General features: G+C 65.1%; 20 protein-coding genes. 10 read left to right on the top strand and 10 right to left on the bottom strand.

The window, feature by feature from the left end; genetic code table 11:
- Window positions 1–93: 93 nt before the first annotated feature.
- On the bottom strand, window positions 94–1,260 hold the full coding sequence (locus AC1RRT_RS06615) for an acetyl-CoA acetyltransferase (RefSeq protein ID WP_493012983.1): 1,167 nt from the start codon (window positions 1,258–1,260) through the stop codon (window positions 94–96).
- 355 nt (window positions 1,261–1,615) lie between these two features.
- Here AC1RRT_RS06615 and AC1RRT_RS06610 point away from each other — a divergent pair, with 355 nt between their 5' ends.
- The 5 genes from AC1RRT_RS06610 (at window position 1,616) to AC1RRT_RS06590 (ending at window position 5,409) form a co-directional block, all read left to right on the top strand.
- Complete coding sequence (locus tag AC1RRT_RS06610; protein WP_493012982.1) at window positions 1,616–2,062, top strand: peptidoglycan-binding domain-containing protein; 447 nt, start codon at window positions 1,616–1,618, stop codon at window positions 2,060–2,062.
- 219 nt (window positions 2,063–2,281) lie between these two features.
- A complete protein-coding gene (locus AC1RRT_RS06605; RefSeq protein ID WP_493012981.1) occupies window positions 2,282–3,457 on the top strand; it encodes an aminotransferase class V-fold PLP-dependent enzyme in 1,176 nt (391 codons plus the stop codon).
- A 182-nt stretch (window positions 3,458–3,639) separates the two neighbouring features.
- Window positions 3,640–3,948 carry an usg protein gene (locus AC1RRT_RS06600; RefSeq protein WP_493012980.1) on the top strand — a complete coding sequence of 103 codons (309 nt, stop codon included), beginning with the start codon at window positions 3,640–3,642 and terminating at the stop codon, window positions 3,946–3,948.
- Window positions 3,949–4,046: 98 nt separating this feature from the next.
- Entirely contained in the window at window positions 4,047–4,613 is a 567-nt protein-coding gene (locus AC1RRT_RS06595; protein WP_493012979.1) for a D-sedoheptulose-7-phosphate isomerase, read from the top strand.
- Complete coding sequence (locus tag AC1RRT_RS06590) at window positions 4,603–5,409, top strand: alpha/beta hydrolase family protein (RefSeq protein WP_493012978.1); 807 nt, start codon at window positions 4,603–4,605, stop codon at window positions 5,407–5,409. Before AC1RRT_RS06595 ends, AC1RRT_RS06590 begins: the two co-directional genes overlap by 11 nt.
- On the opposite strand, the gene AC1RRT_RS06585 is transcribed toward AC1RRT_RS06590, so the two are convergent.
- Together AC1RRT_RS06585 and AC1RRT_RS06580 are read right to left on the bottom strand one after the other, a co-directional pair.
- Window positions 5,406–6,173, bottom strand: a complete 768-nt coding sequence (locus AC1RRT_RS06585; protein WP_493012977.1) for a glycosyltransferase family 2 protein — start codon at window positions 6,171–6,173, stop codon at window positions 5,406–5,408. The two genes, AC1RRT_RS06590 and AC1RRT_RS06585, sit on opposite strands and share 4 nt — an antisense overlap.
- A gap of 5 nt (window positions 6,174–6,178) precedes the next feature.
- The gene (locus AC1RRT_RS06580; RefSeq protein WP_493012976.1) at window positions 6,179–7,138 is read right to left on the bottom strand and encodes a glycosyltransferase family 9 protein; all 960 of its coding nucleotides are present in this window, start codon (window positions 7,136–7,138) and stop codon (window positions 6,179–6,181) included.
- A 116-nt stretch (window positions 7,139–7,254) separates the two neighbouring features.
- Between AC1RRT_RS06580 and ygfZ the strand changes: the two genes are divergently transcribed.
- Together ygfZ and AC1RRT_RS06570 are read left to right on the top strand one after the other, a co-directional pair.
- Window positions 7,255–8,100 carry a CAF17-like 4Fe-4S cluster assembly/insertion protein YgfZ gene (ygfZ, locus tag AC1RRT_RS06575; protein ID WP_493012975.1) on the top strand — a complete coding sequence of 282 codons (846 nt, stop codon included), beginning with the start codon at window positions 7,255–7,257 and terminating at the stop codon, window positions 8,098–8,100.
- 10 nt (window positions 8,101–8,110) lie between these two features.
- Window positions 8,111–8,731 (top strand): DNA-3-methyladenine glycosylase I, encoded by a 621-nt coding sequence (locus tag AC1RRT_RS06570; RefSeq protein WP_493012974.1) that lies wholly within the window; start codon window positions 8,111–8,113, stop codon window positions 8,729–8,731.
- A gap of 46 nt (window positions 8,732–8,777) precedes the next feature.
- Here AC1RRT_RS06570 and AC1RRT_RS06565 read toward each other — a convergent pair whose 3' ends face one another.
- On the bottom strand, window positions 8,778–9,917 hold the full coding sequence (locus tag AC1RRT_RS06565) for an acyl-CoA dehydrogenase family protein (protein WP_493012973.1): 1,140 nt from the start codon (window positions 9,915–9,917) through the stop codon (window positions 8,778–8,780).
- Between the two features lie 117 nt (window positions 9,918–10,034).
- On the opposite strand from AC1RRT_RS06565, the gene AC1RRT_RS06560 reads away from it, so the two are divergent.
- Window positions 10,035–10,814 carry a winged helix-turn-helix transcriptional regulator gene (locus tag AC1RRT_RS06560; RefSeq protein WP_493012972.1) on the top strand — a complete coding sequence of 260 codons (780 nt, stop codon included), beginning with the start codon at window positions 10,035–10,037 and terminating at the stop codon, window positions 10,812–10,814.
- Here AC1RRT_RS06560 and AC1RRT_RS06555 read toward each other — a convergent pair.
- On the bottom strand, window positions 10,789–11,355 hold the full coding sequence (locus AC1RRT_RS06555; RefSeq protein WP_493012971.1) for a DUF924 family protein: 567 nt from the start codon (window positions 11,353–11,355) through the stop codon (window positions 10,789–10,791). The two genes, AC1RRT_RS06560 and AC1RRT_RS06555, sit on opposite strands and share 26 nt — an antisense overlap.
- Window positions 11,352–11,858: a PAS domain-containing protein gene (locus AC1RRT_RS06550; RefSeq protein ID WP_493012970.1), complete on the bottom strand. Its 507-nt coding sequence runs from the start codon at window positions 11,856–11,858 to the stop codon at window positions 11,352–11,354. The genes AC1RRT_RS06555 and AC1RRT_RS06550 overlap by 4 nt, the downstream gene beginning before the upstream one ends.
- 120 nt (window positions 11,859–11,978) lie before the next feature.
- On the opposite strand from AC1RRT_RS06550, the gene AC1RRT_RS06545 reads away from it, so the two are divergent.
- Both AC1RRT_RS06545 and hspQ read left to right on the top strand, forming a co-directional pair.
- Entirely contained in the window at window positions 11,979–12,731 is a 753-nt protein-coding gene (locus tag AC1RRT_RS06545) for an SDR family NAD(P)-dependent oxidoreductase (protein ID WP_493012969.1), read from the top strand.
- A gap of 28 nt (window positions 12,732–12,759) precedes the next feature.
- The gene (gene hspQ, locus AC1RRT_RS06540) at window positions 12,760–13,107 is read left to right on the top strand and encodes a heat shock protein HspQ (RefSeq protein ID WP_493012968.1); all 348 of its coding nucleotides are present in this window, start codon (window positions 12,760–12,762) and stop codon (window positions 13,105–13,107) included.
- A 26-nt stretch (window positions 13,108–13,133) separates the two neighbouring features.
- Here hspQ and AC1RRT_RS06535 read toward each other — a convergent pair whose 3' ends face one another.
- From AC1RRT_RS06535 to AC1RRT_RS06520, 4 genes are read right to left on the bottom strand one after another with little or no spacing between them, the layout of a single operon-like run.
- The gene (locus AC1RRT_RS06535) at window positions 13,134–14,180 is read right to left on the bottom strand and encodes a sulfate/molybdate ABC transporter ATP-binding protein (RefSeq protein ID WP_493012967.1); all 1,047 of its coding nucleotides are present in this window, start codon (window positions 14,178–14,180) and stop codon (window positions 13,134–13,136) included.
- A gap of 3 nt (window positions 14,181–14,183) precedes the next feature.
- Window positions 14,184–15,059: a sulfate ABC transporter permease subunit CysW gene (gene cysW / locus AC1RRT_RS06530; protein ID WP_493012966.1), complete on the bottom strand. Its 876-nt coding sequence runs from the start codon at window positions 15,057–15,059 to the stop codon at window positions 14,184–14,186.
- 2 nt (window positions 15,060–15,061) lie between these two features.
- The gene (gene cysT / locus AC1RRT_RS06525) at window positions 15,062–15,916 is read right to left on the bottom strand and encodes a sulfate ABC transporter permease subunit CysT (RefSeq protein WP_493012965.1); all 855 of its coding nucleotides are present in this window, start codon (window positions 15,914–15,916) and stop codon (window positions 15,062–15,064) included.
- 7 nt (window positions 15,917–15,923) lie between these two features.
- Window positions 15,924–16,928, bottom strand: coding sequence for a sulfate ABC transporter substrate-binding protein (locus AC1RRT_RS06520; RefSeq protein ID WP_493012964.1), 1,005 nt, complete (start codon window positions 16,926–16,928; stop codon window positions 15,924–15,926).
- Between the last annotated feature and the right edge of the window lie 15 nt (window positions 16,929–16,943).

Here is a 16,943-nt window from a genome sequence, read left to right as displayed (position 1 = left end):
CTTTATCCCTTTTTGATTGTCATGCCCGCTTTGACCGGGCATCCCATTTTTAATGGGACCCCGGGTCAAGCCCGGGGTGACGTGCAACTCTGTTTACCGCAACGGCTCGAGAATCGAGACGTAATTGGCGACGGCGACGCCCCCCATGTTGAATACGCCGCCCAGCTTGGGGTTCTTGATCTGGATGTCGCCCGCCGTGCCGGAGAGCTGCATCGCCGCCATCACATGCATCGACACGCCGGTGGCGCCGATCGGATGGCCCTTCGACTTCAGGCCGCCCGAGGGATTGACCGGCAGCTTGCCGTCGACCTGGGTCCAGCCTTCCATGATCGCTTTCGCGCCCTGGCCTTTTTCCACCAACCCCATGGCTTCGTATTCGATCAACTCGGCAATCGTGAAGCAGTCATGGCTTTCGGCAAACGAAAGATCCCAGACGCTCAGGCCAGCCTCGCCCAGCGCATCGGCCCAGGCCTTGGCCGGACCCTCGAAGGCGATCACATCGCGCTTGGCCATCGGCAGGAAGTCCTGCACATGCTTCGCCGCCCGGAAGGCGATAGCCTTCTTCATGCCCAGCGCGGTCTGCACATCGGTCAGTACCAGCGCGGCCGCGCCGTCCGACACCATCGAGCAGTCGGTGCGACGCATGCCGCCCACCACCAGCGGGTTCTTGTCGGATACGGTCTTGCAGAACTCGTAGCCGAAATCCTTCTGCATATGCGCCAGCGGATTCTTCGCGCCATTCTTGTGGTTCTTGGCGGCGATCATCGCGGTGGCATCGGACTGGTCGCCATAGCGCTGGAAATACTGCTTCTGGATCGAATCGAACACGCCGGCGAAACCGCCCTCGTTGAAGATTTCGGTCTTCTTGTAGCTCGCCTTCACCAGGATGTTGCCGACCATCTCGGTTGAGGCCGAGGTCATTTTTTCAACACCGACGCAGAGCACGAAACGCGCCTTCCTCGCCGCGATGGTGTTGAGGCCCTGGTAGATCGCGGCCGAGCCGGTGGAGCAGGCATTTTCCACGCGGGTGGCGGGCTTGAAGCGCAGGTCGGGGCTGGCCTGCAGCACGAGAGAGGCCGTGAAATCCTGGTCGATCAGGCCGCCGTTGAAATGGCCCAGATAGATGGCATCGACATCCTTCGGCTCGATGCCGGCATCCTTGATGGCCTGCACGGCGACTTCGACGATCAGGTCTTCCGCGTCGCGACCGTCCAGTTTGCCAAATTTGCTGTGGCTCCAGCCGACGATGCAGGCGGTCATGTCTCTCTCCCTGTGTCTTTTTGAATCGATCCGTTCGGATGGCCCGTAAGGAGAGGGCGGCGCGCGGTAACCGTCAAGGCGCGGAGAGCGCGTTGTGACCGTCGAATCCGGTGCTGTAGTCGTCGAATCTGATGCTGTAGCCGTCAAATCTGGTGCTGTAGGCGTCGAATCCCGTCGTACCCGTCTCGTTCAACCACTGCCAGTTTTGGCTTACGCAGCGGCACAACTAAAACGCACAATTCATCTAAGTCATTGATATTAAACATTACAGTTATAGAACATTTAGAGAAAATGTTCTTGAAATCAAGCCCGCCTCGCTCTAATGTTCCTGTATCGTTCAACAGGGAGCTGCCCCATGACGCACAACCCCATGACGCACCATGCGACCGACTTCAGCGATCCTCTTTATGGCGACCTGGCGGCCCAGGCGTCCATTCAGGCCCCCGTTCAGGGTGATGCCGGCCTCTATGCCGATAGCCGCCTGTTCGAGCTGTCGGCCGCCATCGGCCCGGGCCTGCTCAACCGCCGCGCCGACGTGTTCAAGCTGCAGACCCTGCTGCACCGGGAAGGCTACCTGCCCGATGCCGGCCCGGATGGTGGCTGGGGCGGCGACTGGAGCAACCGCGACGACTATGCGTTGCGCCGCTTCCAGCGTGACAACGGCCTGGATGTCGACGGCGTGGCCGCGCCGGCCGGCGAGACCATCACCACATTCCGCGGCTTCTACATGCAGCAGTCCCCGCTGCAGTCCCTGAAGCCGCTGTCCGGTCAGTCGGGGCAGGTGAGTGGCCGCGCGGCGTAAGCCGTGACCCACCCGGCCGCTTGCCTGCAATGCGGGATGGCGATGATGAGACCCTTCGTCATCCCGCATACTGACTGCCACATTCCCCGGCTCACATTCCTGGCTCACAATGCCGTTAAAGCTGCATCAAACCGATACAATCGGGACAATCGTTTCGTTGTGAGCGCGTGATGACGGGTGTTATGCAGGCTGCATCGCAGTCTTCATGAGGCGGCCGCCATGCTCGACATCGACACCATCCGCGCGCAGACGCCGGGCTGCAGCGTCGTGACGCATTTCAATCACTCCAGCTGCTCGCTGCCGGCCGCGCTGATGACGCGCACGGTGACCGATCATCTGCAGCGCGAGGCGCTGAACGGCCCCAGCGAAGTCGGCGTCGCCGTGGCGGCCGACGTGCAGGAGACGCGCAGTCTCGCCGCCCAGCTGTTCAACTGCACGCCTGAGGAAATCGCGCTCTGCACCAGCGGCTCGCAGGCCTGGGGCGTGGTCTTTGCAGCCCTGCCGCCGATGCAGCCCGGCGACCGCATCCTGGTCGGCCGCCAGGAATGGGGCGGCAATCTCAGCACGCTGCAGGCCGCCGCCGCGCGCAGCGGCGCGAAGATCGAGGTGATTCCCTGCGAGGATGACGGATCGGTCTCGGTGACGGCGCTGGCGCGGATGATCGACGACCGCGTGCGCCTGATCGCGCTCACCTGGCTGCCAGCCAACAGCGGCCTGATCAATCCGGCCGCCGAGATCGGCAGGCTCGCGCGCGCCGCCGGCATTCCCTATTTCATCGATGCCGGCCAGGCGATTGGCCAGATTCCCGTCGACGTGCAGGCGATCGGCTGCGACATGCTGAAGGGCGCCGGCCGCAAATACCTGCGCGGCCCGCGCGGCACCGCGCTGCTTTACGTGCGGCGCGATTTTTTGCAGCGCCTGCAGCCGGCCTATCTGGATGTGCTGTCGGCCGGCTGGACTGGCAGCCTGCCCGACATCCGCAACGACGCGCGCCGCTTCGAGACGGCGGAGAATTCTTTCGGCCTGCAGCTTGGCCTGGGTGCGGCGATCCGCCATGCGCTGGCGCTCGGCATTCCCGCCATCCGCGCGCGGATTGCCGCGCTGGCCGAACAGCTGCGTGCTGAACTCTCCGGCATTCCCGGCGTGACGCTGCGCGACCTGGGCTCGGGTGAGCGTTCGTCCATCGTCGCCTTCACCACCGCCAGCCGTGCGCCGGCCGAATTGCAGAAGCTGCTGGCGGCCGAGCGCATCAATGTCGCCGCCATCGGCGCGGCCTATACGCCGCTCGACATGCAGGCGCGCGGGCTGGAGGCGATCAACCGCGCCTCGGTCAGCTATTTCACCACGGTGCAGGAAATTGAGCGGCTGGGTGCCGCCATCCGCAAGGCTTTGTAGCGCCGCCGTTGCTGGCAGTCGGAATCACCGAGTGCCAATCGGCGTCACGTTTACACAATCTTATTGCAACAGATCGCAGACTGCCGGCAGGCTTTGACTGTTGGTGTGCCGGCTCCCGAGTCGGTGTTGGCGACGCGCCCTAAGCCACTCGGGTGTCGGCTCCCGCATATGCAGGAGGCGAGATGTCTGTTCTGTCCCCAGATGATTCACCTGTCAGAAAAACCGACCATGCCGCGTGGCTGCAGAAGCTGCTCACGCACCGCCTGACCACGGCGGAAATCCTCTATCACATGCCCGATCATCCCACCCTGCTGCAGACCTATGTCTGGCAGGATTACGATCTGGCGCCGCGCTTTCCGGGCCTGAAGAAGTTTCTCGATTTCTGGGAAAGCCAGCTCGATGGCAAGCTGCACAGCGTGCGCGTCGTCTCGGCCCGGGTGGTCAGCCCGGCCGAAATCCGTGCGGCGGCGGCCAGCTACCACCTGCATTAGGCGGTCGGCGCAATATCAGGGCGCTTCGGCGGCTGGAGCCGGAGCGGTGATATGCTAGTCTGGCGCGGCCCTTTCCGTTGTCCGAGAGCCAAGCCGACATGTCCGTCATTGCGTATCTGGAAGAGTCCGCCACCCTGATCCGAAAGGCGGCGACCGCCGAAACGGCGACCGCCGTGGAGAAGGCGATCGAGGCGATCACGGCAGCGCTGTGCCATGATCTGCCGCTGCTGGTCTGCGGCAATGGCGGCTCGGCCTCGGATGCCATGCATATCGCCGGCGAACTGGTCGGCCGCTTCCTGAAGGAGCGCCGCGCGCTCAACTGCATCGCGCTCGGCGTCGATGCCGCCGTCACCACGGCCTGGAGCAACGATTACGATTACGCCAGCCTGTTCGCCCGCCAGGTGCAGGCCTATGGCCGCGAGCGCGGCGTGCTGCTCGGCATCTCCACCTCGGGCAATTCCGCCAATGTGATCCAGGCCGCCGAGGCCGCCAAGGCCAAGGGCATGACGGTGATCGGCCTGACCGGCGAGACCGGCGGCAAGCTGAAGGCGCATTGCGATGTGCTGATCGCGGCGCCCTCGCGCCACACGCCGCATATCCAGCAGATCCATGCCTGCTATTACCATTACATCTGCGAGCAGGTAGAGGCGCGCCTTGTCGGCTGACAGCAAGACGCTGGTGCAGGATGCACTGGCGGTCGTGCAGAAGCAGATATTGACGCTCGAGACCGGTGAGACGCTGGTCTGCCATCACCGGCCGGGGAACGGCCCCGGCCTGCTGGTTGCCGGCGGTTTCGGCAGCCTCGGCCCGATGCGCAAGTCGCTGGGCGTCGTTTCGATGGTCTACGGCTTTCGGCGCAATCAACACATCACCGCTTTCGATTACCGGGGGCAGGGTGACTCAAGCGGCACGCCCTGGAGCATGACGCTGCCCGGCATGAGGGCCGATATCCTCGCCGTCGCCGATCATTTCGGCCTGCAGGGCTGCATTGGCGTCGGCGCCAGTCTGGGCGCCTGGGCCATGCTGGCGGCGCAGCAGTCGCGGCCCGGGCTGCTGTCTGCCATGGTGGCACTGGCGCCGGCCTTCGACTGGGACCAGACCTATCTGGCGCCGCGCGTGCGGGATGGTCGGTTGACGCTGGATGGCGAGGGCAGATACCTGGATCACAGCCAGCAGCTCTGCATCGACCCGACGCTTTTCTCAACGGCGGGCGAATGCCGGCTGGTGCCGCCGATGATTCATCTGCCGGGCGGCTTGCTGGCCCTGCATGGCGCAAAGGATGCGATGGCCGATATCGAGCATGCGACAAAGGTGTTGGCCGAACTGGGCAAGCGCAGCCCGGTCTCCATGCACCGCATGCCGGGGCAGGATCATGGCGTGTCTGTCCTGCAGGGCGTGGACGTTCAGACCGCCTATTACCAGGCCTGCGACCGGCTGTTGCAGCAGGCCGGCGCGATCTAGTTCTTTTCCAGATCGGCCTTGAGGTAGCTGAGAACCGGATAGAGCCCGGCCATCAACGCAATCAGGAAGCCGTAGCGGCCTTCGCGATAGCCCTTGCGGCCGACATAGCATTTGTAGAAGCGGCTGAAGATGCGGCGCACATTATGGCCGAAGCTGCCGATATCCTTGCCTTCGGCGCGCAGGGCGCGCAGGTCGGCGGCCTTGGCGCTGGTATAGCGGTTGAGCCGCGCGATCATGTCGGTGATGTCGCGGTCGACATAGTGGATCATGCGCGATTTCAGGAAGCGCTTCTCGCCCTTGAGCTCCAGCGCCGGATGCACGCGCTGTTCACCCCAGCGCTTGGCGCCCTTGGTGAACAGCCGCGGCGCCATCATCACACCGAACGCGCCACCCCAGCCGTAGCGCACCAGCCGGTCGCCCACGTAATTGTCGAAGGGCACCAGCACATGGCCGAAGCCGGCGCGCGCGATCAGGTCGCGGATTTCGCGCGCCATCTCGGCCGGCACGCGCTCGTCGCTGTCGACTTCCAGGATCCAGTCGCCGCTGCAGGCTTCGATTCCGGTGTTGCGGCGCGGGCCTTCCAGCGGCCAGGCGCCCTCGACGATCTTGGCGCTGAAGCCCAGCGCGATCTCTTTCGAATGATCGGTGCAGCGATCCAGCACCACCACGATCTCGTCGGCGAATTTCAGCCGCGACAGGCAGTCGGCGAGCTGCGCCTCCTCGTTATGGGCGACGACCAGTGCAGAGAGTTTGGGGGCGCTCATCGCAGTCACTCCTGGGCCAGACGCCACATGTCCTGCGCCGCCTTCTGCGCCTTGTCGACGCTCAGGCTCAGCATGTGGCTCTGCTGGCTGGTGTAATCATACTCGGGCTGGCTGGTGATTTCCTCATAGCTGAGGTCGGTGCGCACGGCGTTGTTCTTCTCGCCCCAGGGGCCGTAGACGGTTTCGCGGCTGGGGCCGAACAGGCCGAGCGTCAGCGTGCCGGCGGCGGCGGCCAGATGCATCAGGCCGCTGTCGTTGCCGATATAGAGGTTGCAGCGCTGCATGGCGGCGGCGATCACCGGCAGGTCGATCTTCCCCACCAGGTCGACGGTGCGATCCGCAGGCAGCGCGGCGATGACCGGCCGTGCCAGCGCCTCTTCGCCGGGGCCGCCGAAGACGACGATGCGGGCATCGGGCAGGATGCCGCCGTCTTTTGCGGTCAGGCGTAGCGCCAGCTCGGCAAAGCGCTCGGCCGGCCAGATCTTGCCGCCCCAGTTCGCGGTCGGGCCCAGCGCTAGCACCGGGCGGCCGTCATCGGGCCACAGCGCGGCGGCCGCGGCCTTGTGGGCGTCGCTCACCCAGACACGCGGCGTGGCGGGCAGCTTGAACTTCATGAAGTTGCTCAGCACGATCACCTTGTGCAGGCGCGAGCCCGAGCCGGTGAAGGTGCGGCGGCGGCGCGCCATCAGCAACTGGCCGATGGCCGAGCCGCGCAAGTCGATGATCAGCCAGAAACGGGTGAGCGCCACCTGCTTCCACAGCTCCCACCAGTGCCGGCCCCAGGGCTGCTTGCGCATGACGATCAGCCGTTCGAGCCCAGGCATCGCCTCGAAGACGCCGGCCGCGGCCGGGCCGGTCACCACGGTGAACTTCGCCTTGGGGAACTGCAGCTGGATCTGGTCGAGCAGGCCGGTCGAGAGGATGTCGTCGCCCAGGCGGTTGGCGGTGATGAACAGGATGCGCATGGCCCAATCTCAAATGTTGGCTGGTTATAGGTGCCGGGGCGGCTTTTGCCAAGCAAGCGCCGCTTGCCAAGCGGTCGTCGCTCCCATACCTCAGAGGGGTCGATTCTGGAGGTTTTATGGCGAATCCGACCTGTGCCGTGCTGTCCGACCGGGCCCTGCTGGGCCTGCGGGGGGACGAGGCCGCCGGCTTCCTCAACGCCCTGGTATCCAACGAGGTGACTGGCGTGGAACCGGGCCGCGCGGTCTATGCCGCGCTGCTGACCCCGCAGGGCAAGTTCCTGCATGATTTTTTCGTCACGGCCGATGAGCATGGCCTGCTGATCGACGTGGCGGCCGAGCGCCTGCCCGACCTGCAGCGCCGCCTGACGCTCTATCGCCTGCGCGCCAAGGTGGAGATCGCGCCGCTGGATGGCTGGCGCGGCTATGCGCTGTTCGATGCCCGCATGCAGCCGGCGGCGGTGAGCGGCATCCTGTTCGCCGATCCGCGCCTGCCCGCCATGGGCTGGCGCCTGTGGCTGCCGCCCGATGTCGAGCCGGCTTTCCCGCCTGTGACTCTCGCCGCCTACGAGGCGCATCGCCTGGCGCTGGGCGTGCCCGACGGCGCGCGCGATATTGAAGTTGAGAAAGGCATTCTCCTCGAAAACCATTTCGAAGCGTTGCATGGCGTCGATTTCAGGAAGGGCTGCTATATCGGCCAGGAGCTGACGGCGCGAACCAAGTATCGTGGCCTGGTGAAGAAGCAGCTCTATCGCGTGCGGGCGGATGCGGATCTGCCGGCGGCGGGCACCGCGATCACGGCGAACGGCCAGGAGGTCGGCCAGTTGCGGTCCAGTGCCGGCGGCACCGGTCTGGCGCTGCTGCGGCTCGATGCAATGACATCGCAAGATCTGGATGCGGCGGGGATTGCGCTGAAAGCCGAGCGGCCTGACTATGCCGGGCCCGTTCCCGAAGCGAAGTCATAAGAAGACCAGCATGAGCAAAGATGCCTCCAACCTCGGCCATGACGGCCGCTGCCGCTGCACCTGGTGCGGCACCGATCCGCTGTACATGGACTATCACGACACCGAATGGGGCGTGCCCGAATGGGATAGCCGCGCGCTGTTCGAGAAGCTGATCCTGGATGGCTTCCAGGCCGGCTTGAGCTGGATCACCATCCTGCGCAAGCGCGACAATTTCCGCAAAGCCTTCGACGGCTTCGTGCCCGAAAAGATCGTGCGCTATACGCCGAAGAAGCTGGATGCGCTGATGCAGAATGAAGGCATCATCCGCAACAAGGCCAAGATCCACGGCACGGTGGCGAATGCGCGCGGCTGGCTGGAGATCATGGAGCACGAGAAGGGCGGCTTCTCGGGTTATCTGTGGAAGTATCTCGACGGCAAGCCGCTGCAGAACACCTGGGACCTGAAGAAGCAGGTGCCGGCGGAAACGCCGCTCAGCCAGACGATCTCGAAGGATCTGCGCAAGCGCGGCTTCACCTTCGTCGGCCCCACCATCGTCTATGCCTTCATGCAGGCGGTGGGCATGATCAACGACCACACCACCGACTGCTTCCGGCACAAGCAGGTGCAGAAATTGAAAAAGCCGCGTAGCTGATCAGGGCAGCTACGCGGCTTTTCCGTCAGTCAGGCACCGGAGGGAATCACGCCGCCTGGCCGTCGGCCGTCAGACCCAGCGCCAGCCGGCCCGACAGGCGCTGCTGCGGCAGGGTGGTCAGCGGGTGGTAGCGTGCGGCCTGCAGGTCGCGGAACAGCCGCTCGATGCCGGTGTCGCGATAGAAGGCGGCGCCGCCGGCCGCATCCATGGCCAGGTTGCCCATCGCGATCAGGTTGTCGGAGACGATGCCCTTCAGCGTCATGATCTGCGCTGTGACATCCGGGCCCGGCGTCGCCGTCGCGCCCAGCGCCAGCATCTGCTCATGCGCCGCCACCGCGGTGGCCAGCGCCTTCTGCATCGCGCCGACCTGCAGCTGCGCGTCGCCGTCGTTGCGGCGGCGATGGGCGACCTTCACCACCTCGTCGCGCAAGCGTTCGGCCACGCCGCGATAGACGCTGTAGATCAGCGGGAAGGCCACCAGCGACACCAGGTGGAAGAAGGGATGCCATACGCCGGCGGGACGGCGCGCCGAGATCGAGCCTTCCGGCACGAAGACATTGTCGAGAACCACGTCATGCGAGCCGCTGGCGCGCATGCCCAGCGTCTTCCAGGTCTTCTCGATGGTGATGCCCTTGGCGCTCATCGGGATGGCCGCGTGCAGCACTTCGTTGCCGCAGATGGCCATGGTCATCATCAGGTTGCCGGCCTCGCAGCCGCTGACAAACCGCTTGCGCGCCGAGAAGTGATAGCCGCCCTCGACCTGCTTGGCGGTGCCCGAGCCTTCCAGCCAGTCGTTGCCGCCGGTGGAGAGCAGCATCAGCTCTTCGGCCGCGATCTTGCGTAGCGGGGCTTCGACGGCGGCTGGATCGTTGCGCCAGCGCCGCACCAGCATGGCGACCGGATGGGTGTGCATGGCAAAGGCCAGCGCCGTGCCGCTGCACTGGCGGGCGACGATGCCGAGCATGTCGGCCAGCTCGCGATAGCTGGCGCCGCCGCCGCCCAGCTCGGTCGGGATGCCGATTGAGAAGAGGCGGTTGGCTTTCAACTGGGCGAAATTGTCGGCTGCGAAGCAGTCCGTCGCGTCATGGCCGGCGGCGGTGGCGGCGAATCCCAGGGCCAGCGCCTGCACCTTCTGGGTGAGGTCGTCATTAGCGGAAATCCGGGAAATATTTGCGTTGGCGGTCATGGTCACTCATCCTGAAGAGTCATTGGCGAGGCGGGACCATGCCTGCTACATACGCCAAAGAGATAGTTCATAAATTGAACTCGCCGCATTTCCACGACCCAGGGTAAGTGTGCCACGATGACAACAGGCTATGGGATTTTCTGTCCGGTGGCGAAGGCTGCCGAAGTGGTGGCCGGGCGCTGGACGCCGCTGCTGCTCACCGAGCTGATGAAGGGGCGCGAGCGCTTCAGCGATATCCAGAACGGCGTGCCGATGATGCCGCGCAGCCTGTTGGCCCAGCGCCTCAAGGAAATGGAGCTGGCTGGCCTGATCACCCGCACGGCCGAACCCGGCAAGCGCGGCCATGTCTACCGGCTGACCGAGAGTGGCAACGCGCTGCGGCCGATGATCAACATGCTGGCCGAATGGGGCAGCACCTGGCGGCTGCCCTATCTCGACGACAAGGACCGCAATGTCAGCTACCTGATGCGCTCGGTACGCGACCTGCTGCTGGTGCAGACGGCGCTGCCGGCGCGCTGCGTGCTGCAGTTCGATTTCCGCAATGTGCCCAAGCGCGACCACAAGCTGCGAACCTGGTGGGTGATTCTGCGCGATGGCGCGGTCGAGCTCTGCTACACCGACATGGGCTTCCAGACCGATCTGGTGATCCAGGCCGATCTCGACACGCTGACCCGTGTGGTGATCGGCACCGCCAGCTTGCACGCCGCGCGCAAGGCCGGCGCTGTCACCTTCTCCGACAACCCGGCGCTGGTCTCGCAGTTCATTGCGGCGCTGGCACTGAGCGAGCCGCCGCAGCTGCGGCTGATGCGTGTGCCGGCGTCGCCCGAGCTGGTGCCGCCGCCGCCGCCGTCACTCAAGCTGTCGGCGCTGACTAAAATGAAGAGCCGGGCTGCTTAAGGAAATCGATCTCTTCCGCTGAGCTCTGCCGCCCCAGCGCCGCGTTGCGATGGGGAAAGCGGCCGAAGCGCGCGATGACGACGCGATGCTTCTCGGCCCAGCCAGCCAGGTCCTGGCCGGGCAGTTCCTTGTCCAGCGCCGAGAACAGCAGATGCGCCAGGTCCTGGTCGGGCAGGTGTTCGCTATGCTCGAACGGCAGGTAGAAGAACAGCCGCGTCACCGGCGGCAAGGCAATATCGAAACCGCGATCGACCGCCTGTCGCGCCACGATGCGGGCGCGCGCATCGCCGGCAAAGGCCTTGGCCTGGCCGCGGAACATGTTGCGCGGGAACTGGTCGAGCAGGATCAACAGCGCCAGCGCGCCTTCGGGTGTCTCGGCCCAGTCGGCGAAGCCTTCAGCGAGCGCCGATTCCACTGCCATGCCGAAGCGTTCGGCGATCTGCGCGTCGAAGGCGTCGCTCTTCTCGAACCAGCATTTGCGGAAATCCTTGGGCTTCCCGTCGAACCAGAAGTCGAGCACGCTGTCGGGTGTTGTCGTCACGGTTCCAGATTCTCCCAATGCCAGTAGCCGATCACATGGCGCGGCTGGCCGGCCTCATCAAGCAGGGGTGCGAGAATTCGCTGGAACATGATGAATTCCCGATTCTGCTTCAGCGAGGAGCGCCGCGCGAAGGTCGGCTCGCCACCCAGCAGGATGGCGCGGTATTCGCGCTCGAAAGCCAGAACCTGTTCAGGCGTATAAAGTTCATCGAACCAGCGGCCGCTGTAGTCGCGCCCGGTGGCGCGGCGGTGGCCTGTGCCGAGCAGGCGGAAGCGCAGGTTGAGCCGGGCGTCCGAAGTCAGGCTGCCGCCAGGCTGCGCCTCGACCAGGCCGATATGGGGCAGCAGGTGGCGGGGGATCAGCAGCGGATCGACCGCATGCTTGGGCGGGACGGCGCCAGCCGCCTGCCGGAGTGCGCGCCACCAGGCAAGGAAGTCCACCAGCGCGGGCGGCAGCACCGCCGGCCAGGTCCGGTCGTCTGTTATCTCGGGCGTGTTCGACATCGCCCCTCCCATGCGGCCAGACTAGGCCGGCCACGCCGGAATGCCCAGATATCTAAAAACGTGTGGCCCTGTGAAAAGGGGCGCGGCTTCTGCTAGCCTGTCGCAAACGGGAGAGAAACGATGAATCAGATCGAGTTGAAGGGTAAGCGCGGCGTGGTCACCGGCGGGGCGCAGGGCATCGGCCGGGCGGTGGTCGAACGCCTGCTGCAATCGGGTGCGTCGGTTGCCATCTGGGACATGGATGTCGCGCTGGCGCAGAAGACGGCGCAGGCATTGTCCGGTCTTGGCACCGTCATCGCGGTGAAGGCCGATGTTACGAACTGGTCCAGCATCGAAGCGGCGGCCGCAGAGACTGTGAAGGCGCTGGGCGGCATCGACCTGCTGGTCAACAATGCCGGCATCGCCGGGCCGAATGCGCCTGTCGATGCCTATCCGCTGGATGCCTGGCAGCAGGTGATCGATATCGATCTCACGGGCGTGTTCCATTGCTGCCGCGCCGTGGTGCCGCAGATGAAGGCGCAGAAATACGGCCGCATTGTCAATGTCGCCTCGATCGCCGGCAAGGAGGGCAACCCCAATGCGAGCGCCTACAGCGCCGCCAAGGCCGGTGTGATCGCACTGACCAAGTCCCTGGGCAAGGAATTGGCCGGATTGGACATCGCGGTCAACTGCATCACCCCGGCGGCCGCGAAAACCGCCATCTTCGACCAGATGACGCAGACCCATATCGACTATATGCTGTCCAAGATACCCCGTGCCCGTTTCGTGGCCGTGGAGGAGATCGCCGCCATGGTGGCCTGGCTGCTGTCGGCCGAGAACTCCTTCACCACGGGCGCGGTATTTGACGTCAGCGGCGGCCGGGCGACCTACTGAGCCGGCCGTGCAGTGATTTGAGGATGTAATGGCGGAAAAGAGCCGCGAGCGCGAGGCGAAGTTTGCGATCGGCGATGTGGTGAAGCATCGCCTGTTCCCGTTTCGCGGCGTGATATACGATGTCGACCCGGTGTTCAACAATACCGAGGAATGGTGGCAGGCGATTCCGCCCGATCTGCGCCCGCGCAAGGATCAGCCCTTCTATCATTTGCTGGCCGAGAATGCGCAGGGGCCTTACGTGGCCTATGTGTCCGAACAGAACCTGCTGTCGGACTCCGACTCAGGCCCGGTCAACCATCCCGATATCGGCAAGCATTTCGGCGCCTTCCGCGCCGGCCGCTATCAGTGGCGGACCAGCGCCGTCACCCGCATGTAATCAATCGCCCCATTCAATCGCCCCATTCAATCGATGGGGAAGACCTGGCCGCGCTTGGCGGTCAGCGTCACGCGGTCGCCCGGCTGCAGCGGGCGCAGCGCGAAGCGGTCATGCAGCTGCATCACCTCCACCACCCGGCCATCGGGCAGTTCGGCCTCGCTGCGCACCAGCGCGCCGACCGGCGAGATGAAGCGGATCACCGCCTTGCCGTCCGTCGTCGGCTCGGCGTTGATGTCATGCGGCCGCACGTAAAGCCGCGCCGGCCCGTTGGGCAGATGCACGGTCGACAGCACGGAGGTGTCCAGCCCCGGCACATGCGGGCGGCCGGCCACGATATTGCAGTCGATCTCGTTCACATCGCCAAGGAAGTGGCTGACGAACGGCGTCTTCGGATTGCTGTAGAGCGCGACCGGCGTATCGACCTGTTCGATGCGGCCCCGGTCCATCACCACCACGCGGTCGGCCAGCTCCAGCGCCTCTTCCTGGTCATGGGTGACGAAGACCGAGGTCATGCCGAGCTGCTCGTGCAGGCGGCGCAGCCAGCGCCGCAGCTCCTTGCGCACCTTGGCATCCAGTGCGCCGAAAGGCTCGTCCAGCAGCAGCACCTGCGGCTCGATGGCCAGCGCGCGCGCCAGCGCGATACGCTGACGCTGGCCGCCCGAGAGCTGCGAGGGCATGCGGTCGGACAGCCAGTCGAGTTGCACGAGCTGCAGAAGCTCGGTCACGCGGCGCGAGATGTCCTCGTCGCTCGGGCGGTCCTTCTTGGGGCGCACGCGCAGGCCGAAGGCAACATTCTCGAACACCGTCATGTGGCGGAACAGCGCATAATGCTGGAACACGAAGCCGACATGGCGTTCGCCGACCGGGCGCTTGGCGGTGCTCTTGCCATCGAAACGGATGTCGCCTGCGTCGGGGCGGTCCAGCCCGGCGATCAGGCGCAGCAAGGTGGTCTTGCCCGAGCCTGACGGGCCGAGCAACGCCACCAGCTCGCCGCTCTTGATGGTGAGGTCGACGCTGCGCAGCGCTTGGAAGCTGCCGAACTGGCGGCTGACGCCGGCGATTTCGATCTGCATGGGTCAGTCCTTGTCCGGCCGAGTGCTGCGCGCCAGTTTCCACTCCAGCGCCGTCTTGGCCGCCAGTGTCACGATGGCAAGCAGGGCCAGCAGCGAGGAAACGGCAAAGGCAGCCACGAAATTGTATTCGTTGTAGAGAATTTCGACATGCAGCGGCATGGTGTTGGTCAGGCCGCGCACATGGCCCGACACCACCGAGACGGCGCCGAACTCACCCATGGCGCGTGCGTTGCACAGCAGCACGCCATAGAGCAGCGCCCATTTCACGTTCGGCAGGGTGATGCGCCAAAAAGTTTGCCAGCCCGATGCGCCCAGCGAGATCGCGGCTTCCTCTTCCGTGGTCCCCTGTTCCTGCATGATCGGGATCAGCTCGCGGGCCACGAAGGGGAAGGTGACGAAGGTGGTCGCCAGCACGATGCCAGGCAGGGCGAAGATGATCTTCAGGTCGTGGTCGCGCAGCCATGGGCCCAGCCAGCCCTGAAGGCCGAACAGCAGCACGAAGACCAGGCCGGAGATGACGGGCGAGACCGAGAAGGGCAGGTCGATCAGCGTGATCAGGAAGCTCTTGCCGGTGAATTCGAACTTGGCGATGGCCCAGGAGGCGAGCAGGCCGAAGACCAGGTTGAGCGGCACGACGACGAGCGCGGTGCCCAGGGTGAGCCAGATCGCCGACAGCGCGTCCGGATCGGTCAGCGCCCTGATATAGGCCTGCCAGCCCTGACGGAAGGCCTCGACAAAGACCATCACCAGCGGCACCAGGATAAATCCGAAAATGAAGACCAGCGCGATGCTGATCAGCGACCAGCGCCACAAAGCCGCGCCCGGCCGTTCGATGCGCCGCGCCTGGTTGCGCGTGCCCGCGATTGCCGCCCCCGCCATGGCTACCTCCGCTTCTCGCGCCGCTCGGCCCAGCGCTGCAGGGCGTTGATGGCCAGCAGCAGGGTGAACGAGGCCATCAGCATGACGGCGGCGATGGCGGCCGCGCCGCCATAGGAGAACTCCTCCAGCTTGATCACGATCAGCAGCGGCGCGATCTCCGACACCATCGGCAGGTTGCCGGCGATGAAGATCACCGAGCCGTATTCACCGAGCGCGCGCGCGAAGGCCAGTGCGAAGCCGGTCAGCGTGGCCGGCAGGATGCTGGGCCAGATCACGCGGCTGAATACCTGCCAGGGCGTGGCGCCCAGGCTTTCGGCCGCCTCTTCCACCTCGCGATCGAAATCCTGCAGCACCGGCTGCACCGTGCGCACCACGAAGGGCAGGCCGATGAAAACCAGCGCGAGCACGACGCCCAGCGGCGTGAAGGAGACCTTGATGCCGTAATCGGCGACCAGGCTGCCGAGCCAGCCATTCTCGGCCCAGAGCGTGGTGAGCGCGATGCCGGCAATCGCGGTGGGCAGCGCGAAGGGAATGTCGATCAGCGCATCGATGGCGCGCTTGCCGGGAAACTCGTAGCGCACCAAAACCCAGGCGACCAGCAAGCCGAAGACGGCATTGATGGCGGCGGCGATCAGCGAGGCACCGAAGCTCAGGCGCAGGGCGGCCAGCACGCGCGGCGTGCTCACCGTGGTCCAGAAGCCGTCCCAGCCGAGCGTGGCGGATTTGAGGAACAGCCCGGCCAGCGGCACCAGCACGATCAGGCAGAGCCAGAACAGGCTGAGACCCAGCGTGATCCCGAAACCGGGGATGACGCTGGGCTGGGGCTTGAAGGGAATACGCGAGAGACCGGAGGCCATGATCGACTTAATTGCCCGGCTTGTAGATCTGATCGAAGACGCCGCCATCGCCGAAATGCGCCTTCTGGGTCTTGGCCCAGCCGCCGAACTGCTCATCGATGGTGAACAGCTTGAGCTTGGGGAAGGTATCGGCGTGCTTGGCCGCCACCTCCACATTGCGCGGGCGGTAGTAATGCTTGGCTGAAATCTCCTGGCCTTCGCGGGTGTAAAGGAAGTTCAGATAGGCCTCGGCCACCTTGCGGGTGCCGCGCTTGTCCACCACCTTGTCGACCACGGCCACCGGCGGCTCGGCCAGGATCGAGATGCTGGGCACCACGATGTCGAACTTGTCCTTGCCCAGCTCATTGATCGCCAGGAAAGCCTCGTTCTCCCAGGCCAGCAGCACGTCGCCCAGATTGCGCTGGACAAAGGTGATGGTGCTGCCGCGTGCGCCGGTATCCAGAACGGGGACGTTCTTGAACAGCGTCTGCACGAACTTCTTGCCCTCTTCCTCGCTGCCGGTCTTGCGGGCGGCATAGCCCCAGGCGGCGAGGTAGTTCCAGCGCGCGCCGCCCGAGGTCTTCGGGTTCGGCGTGATCACCTTGACATCGGGCTTGATCAGGTCGTCCCAGTCCTTGATGGCCTTGGGGTTGCCCTTGCGCACCAGGAAGACGATGGTCGAGGTGTAGGGCGAGGCGTTATCGGGCAGCTTCTTCTGCCAGTCGGTGCTGAGCAGCCCGCGCTCCGCGATCTCGTCGATGTCGGACGCCAGCGCCAGCGTCACCACATCGGCCTCCAGGCCGTCGATCACCGAGCGCGCCTGCTTGCCCGAGCCGCCATGGCTGGCGCGGATGGTCAGCTTCTGCTTGTTCTGCGCGTCCCATGCCTTGGAAAACGCCGCATTCACGTCCTGGTACAGCTCGCGCGTCGGGTCGTAGGACACGTTGAGCAGGGTCACACTGCTCTGGGCAGAGGCGGCGGACGTGGCCGTGGCCAGCAGGCCGGCCGCAAGAAGGGCTATGACGCGTCGCATGTCGTCTCTCCTGTG

It is taken from the genome of Ferrovibrio sp. GW821-FHT12B10 (assembly GCF_058807515.1).
Note: the sequence above shows the minus strand (reverse complement) of the source record. Positions and strands in the feature narration are given on the sequence as shown.

Coding starts and splice junctions, on each gene's coding strand:
- AC1RRT_RS06610 (WP_493012982.1), top strand. CDS start 1,616: ATGACGCACAACCCCATGACGCACCATGCGACCGACTTCAGCGATCCT.
- AC1RRT_RS06600 (WP_493012980.1), top strand. CDS start 3,640: ATGTCTGTTCTGTCCCCAGATGATTCACCTGTCAGAAAAACCGACCAT.
- AC1RRT_RS06520 (WP_493012964.1), bottom strand. CDS start 16,928: ATGCGACGCGTCATAGCCCTTCTTGCGGCCGGCCTGCTGGCCACGGCC.
- AC1RRT_RS06535 (WP_493012967.1), bottom strand. CDS start 14,180: ATGCAGATCGAAATCGCCGGCGTCAGCCGCCAGTTCGGCAGCTTCCAA.
- AC1RRT_RS06570 (WP_493012974.1), top strand. CDS start 8,111: ATGAGCAAAGATGCCTCCAACCTCGGCCATGACGGCCGCTGCCGCTGC.
- AC1RRT_RS06560 (WP_493012972.1), top strand. CDS start 10,035: ATGACAACAGGCTATGGGATTTTCTGTCCGGTGGCGAAGGCTGCCGAA.
- AC1RRT_RS06595 (WP_493012979.1), top strand. CDS start 4,047: ATGTCCGTCATTGCGTATCTGGAAGAGTCCGCCACCCTGATCCGAAAG.
- AC1RRT_RS06615 (WP_493012983.1), bottom strand. CDS start 1,260: ATGACCGCCTGCATCGTCGGCTGGAGCCACAGCAAATTTGGCAAACTG.
- AC1RRT_RS06545 (WP_493012969.1), top strand. CDS start 11,979: ATGAATCAGATCGAGTTGAAGGGTAAGCGCGGCGTGGTCACCGGCGGG.
- AC1RRT_RS06550 (WP_493012970.1), bottom strand. CDS start 11,858: ATGTCGAACACGCCCGAGATAACAGACGACCGGACCTGGCCGGCGGTG.
- cysT (WP_493012965.1), bottom strand. CDS start 15,916: ATGGCCTCCGGTCTCTCGCGTATTCCCTTCAAGCCCCAGCCCAGCGTC.
- AC1RRT_RS06585 (WP_493012977.1), bottom strand. CDS start 6,173: ATGAGCGCCCCCAAACTCTCTGCACTGGTCGTCGCCCATAACGAGGAG.
- AC1RRT_RS06605 (WP_493012981.1), top strand. CDS start 2,282: ATGCTCGACATCGACACCATCCGCGCGCAGACGCCGGGCTGCAGCGTC.
- AC1RRT_RS06580 (WP_493012976.1), bottom strand. CDS start 7,138: ATGCGCATCCTGTTCATCACCGCCAACCGCCTGGGCGACGACATCCTC.
- ygfZ (WP_493012975.1), top strand. CDS start 7,255: ATGGCGAATCCGACCTGTGCCGTGCTGTCCGACCGGGCCCTGCTGGGC.
- cysW (WP_493012966.1), bottom strand. CDS start 15,059: ATGGCGGGGGCGGCAATCGCGGGCACGCGCAACCAGGCGCGGCGCATC.
- hspQ (WP_493012968.1), top strand. CDS start 12,760: ATGGCGGAAAAGAGCCGCGAGCGCGAGGCGAAGTTTGCGATCGGCGAT.
- AC1RRT_RS06565 (WP_493012973.1), bottom strand. CDS start 9,917: ATGACCGCCAACGCAAATATTTCCCGGATTTCCGCTAATGACGACCTC.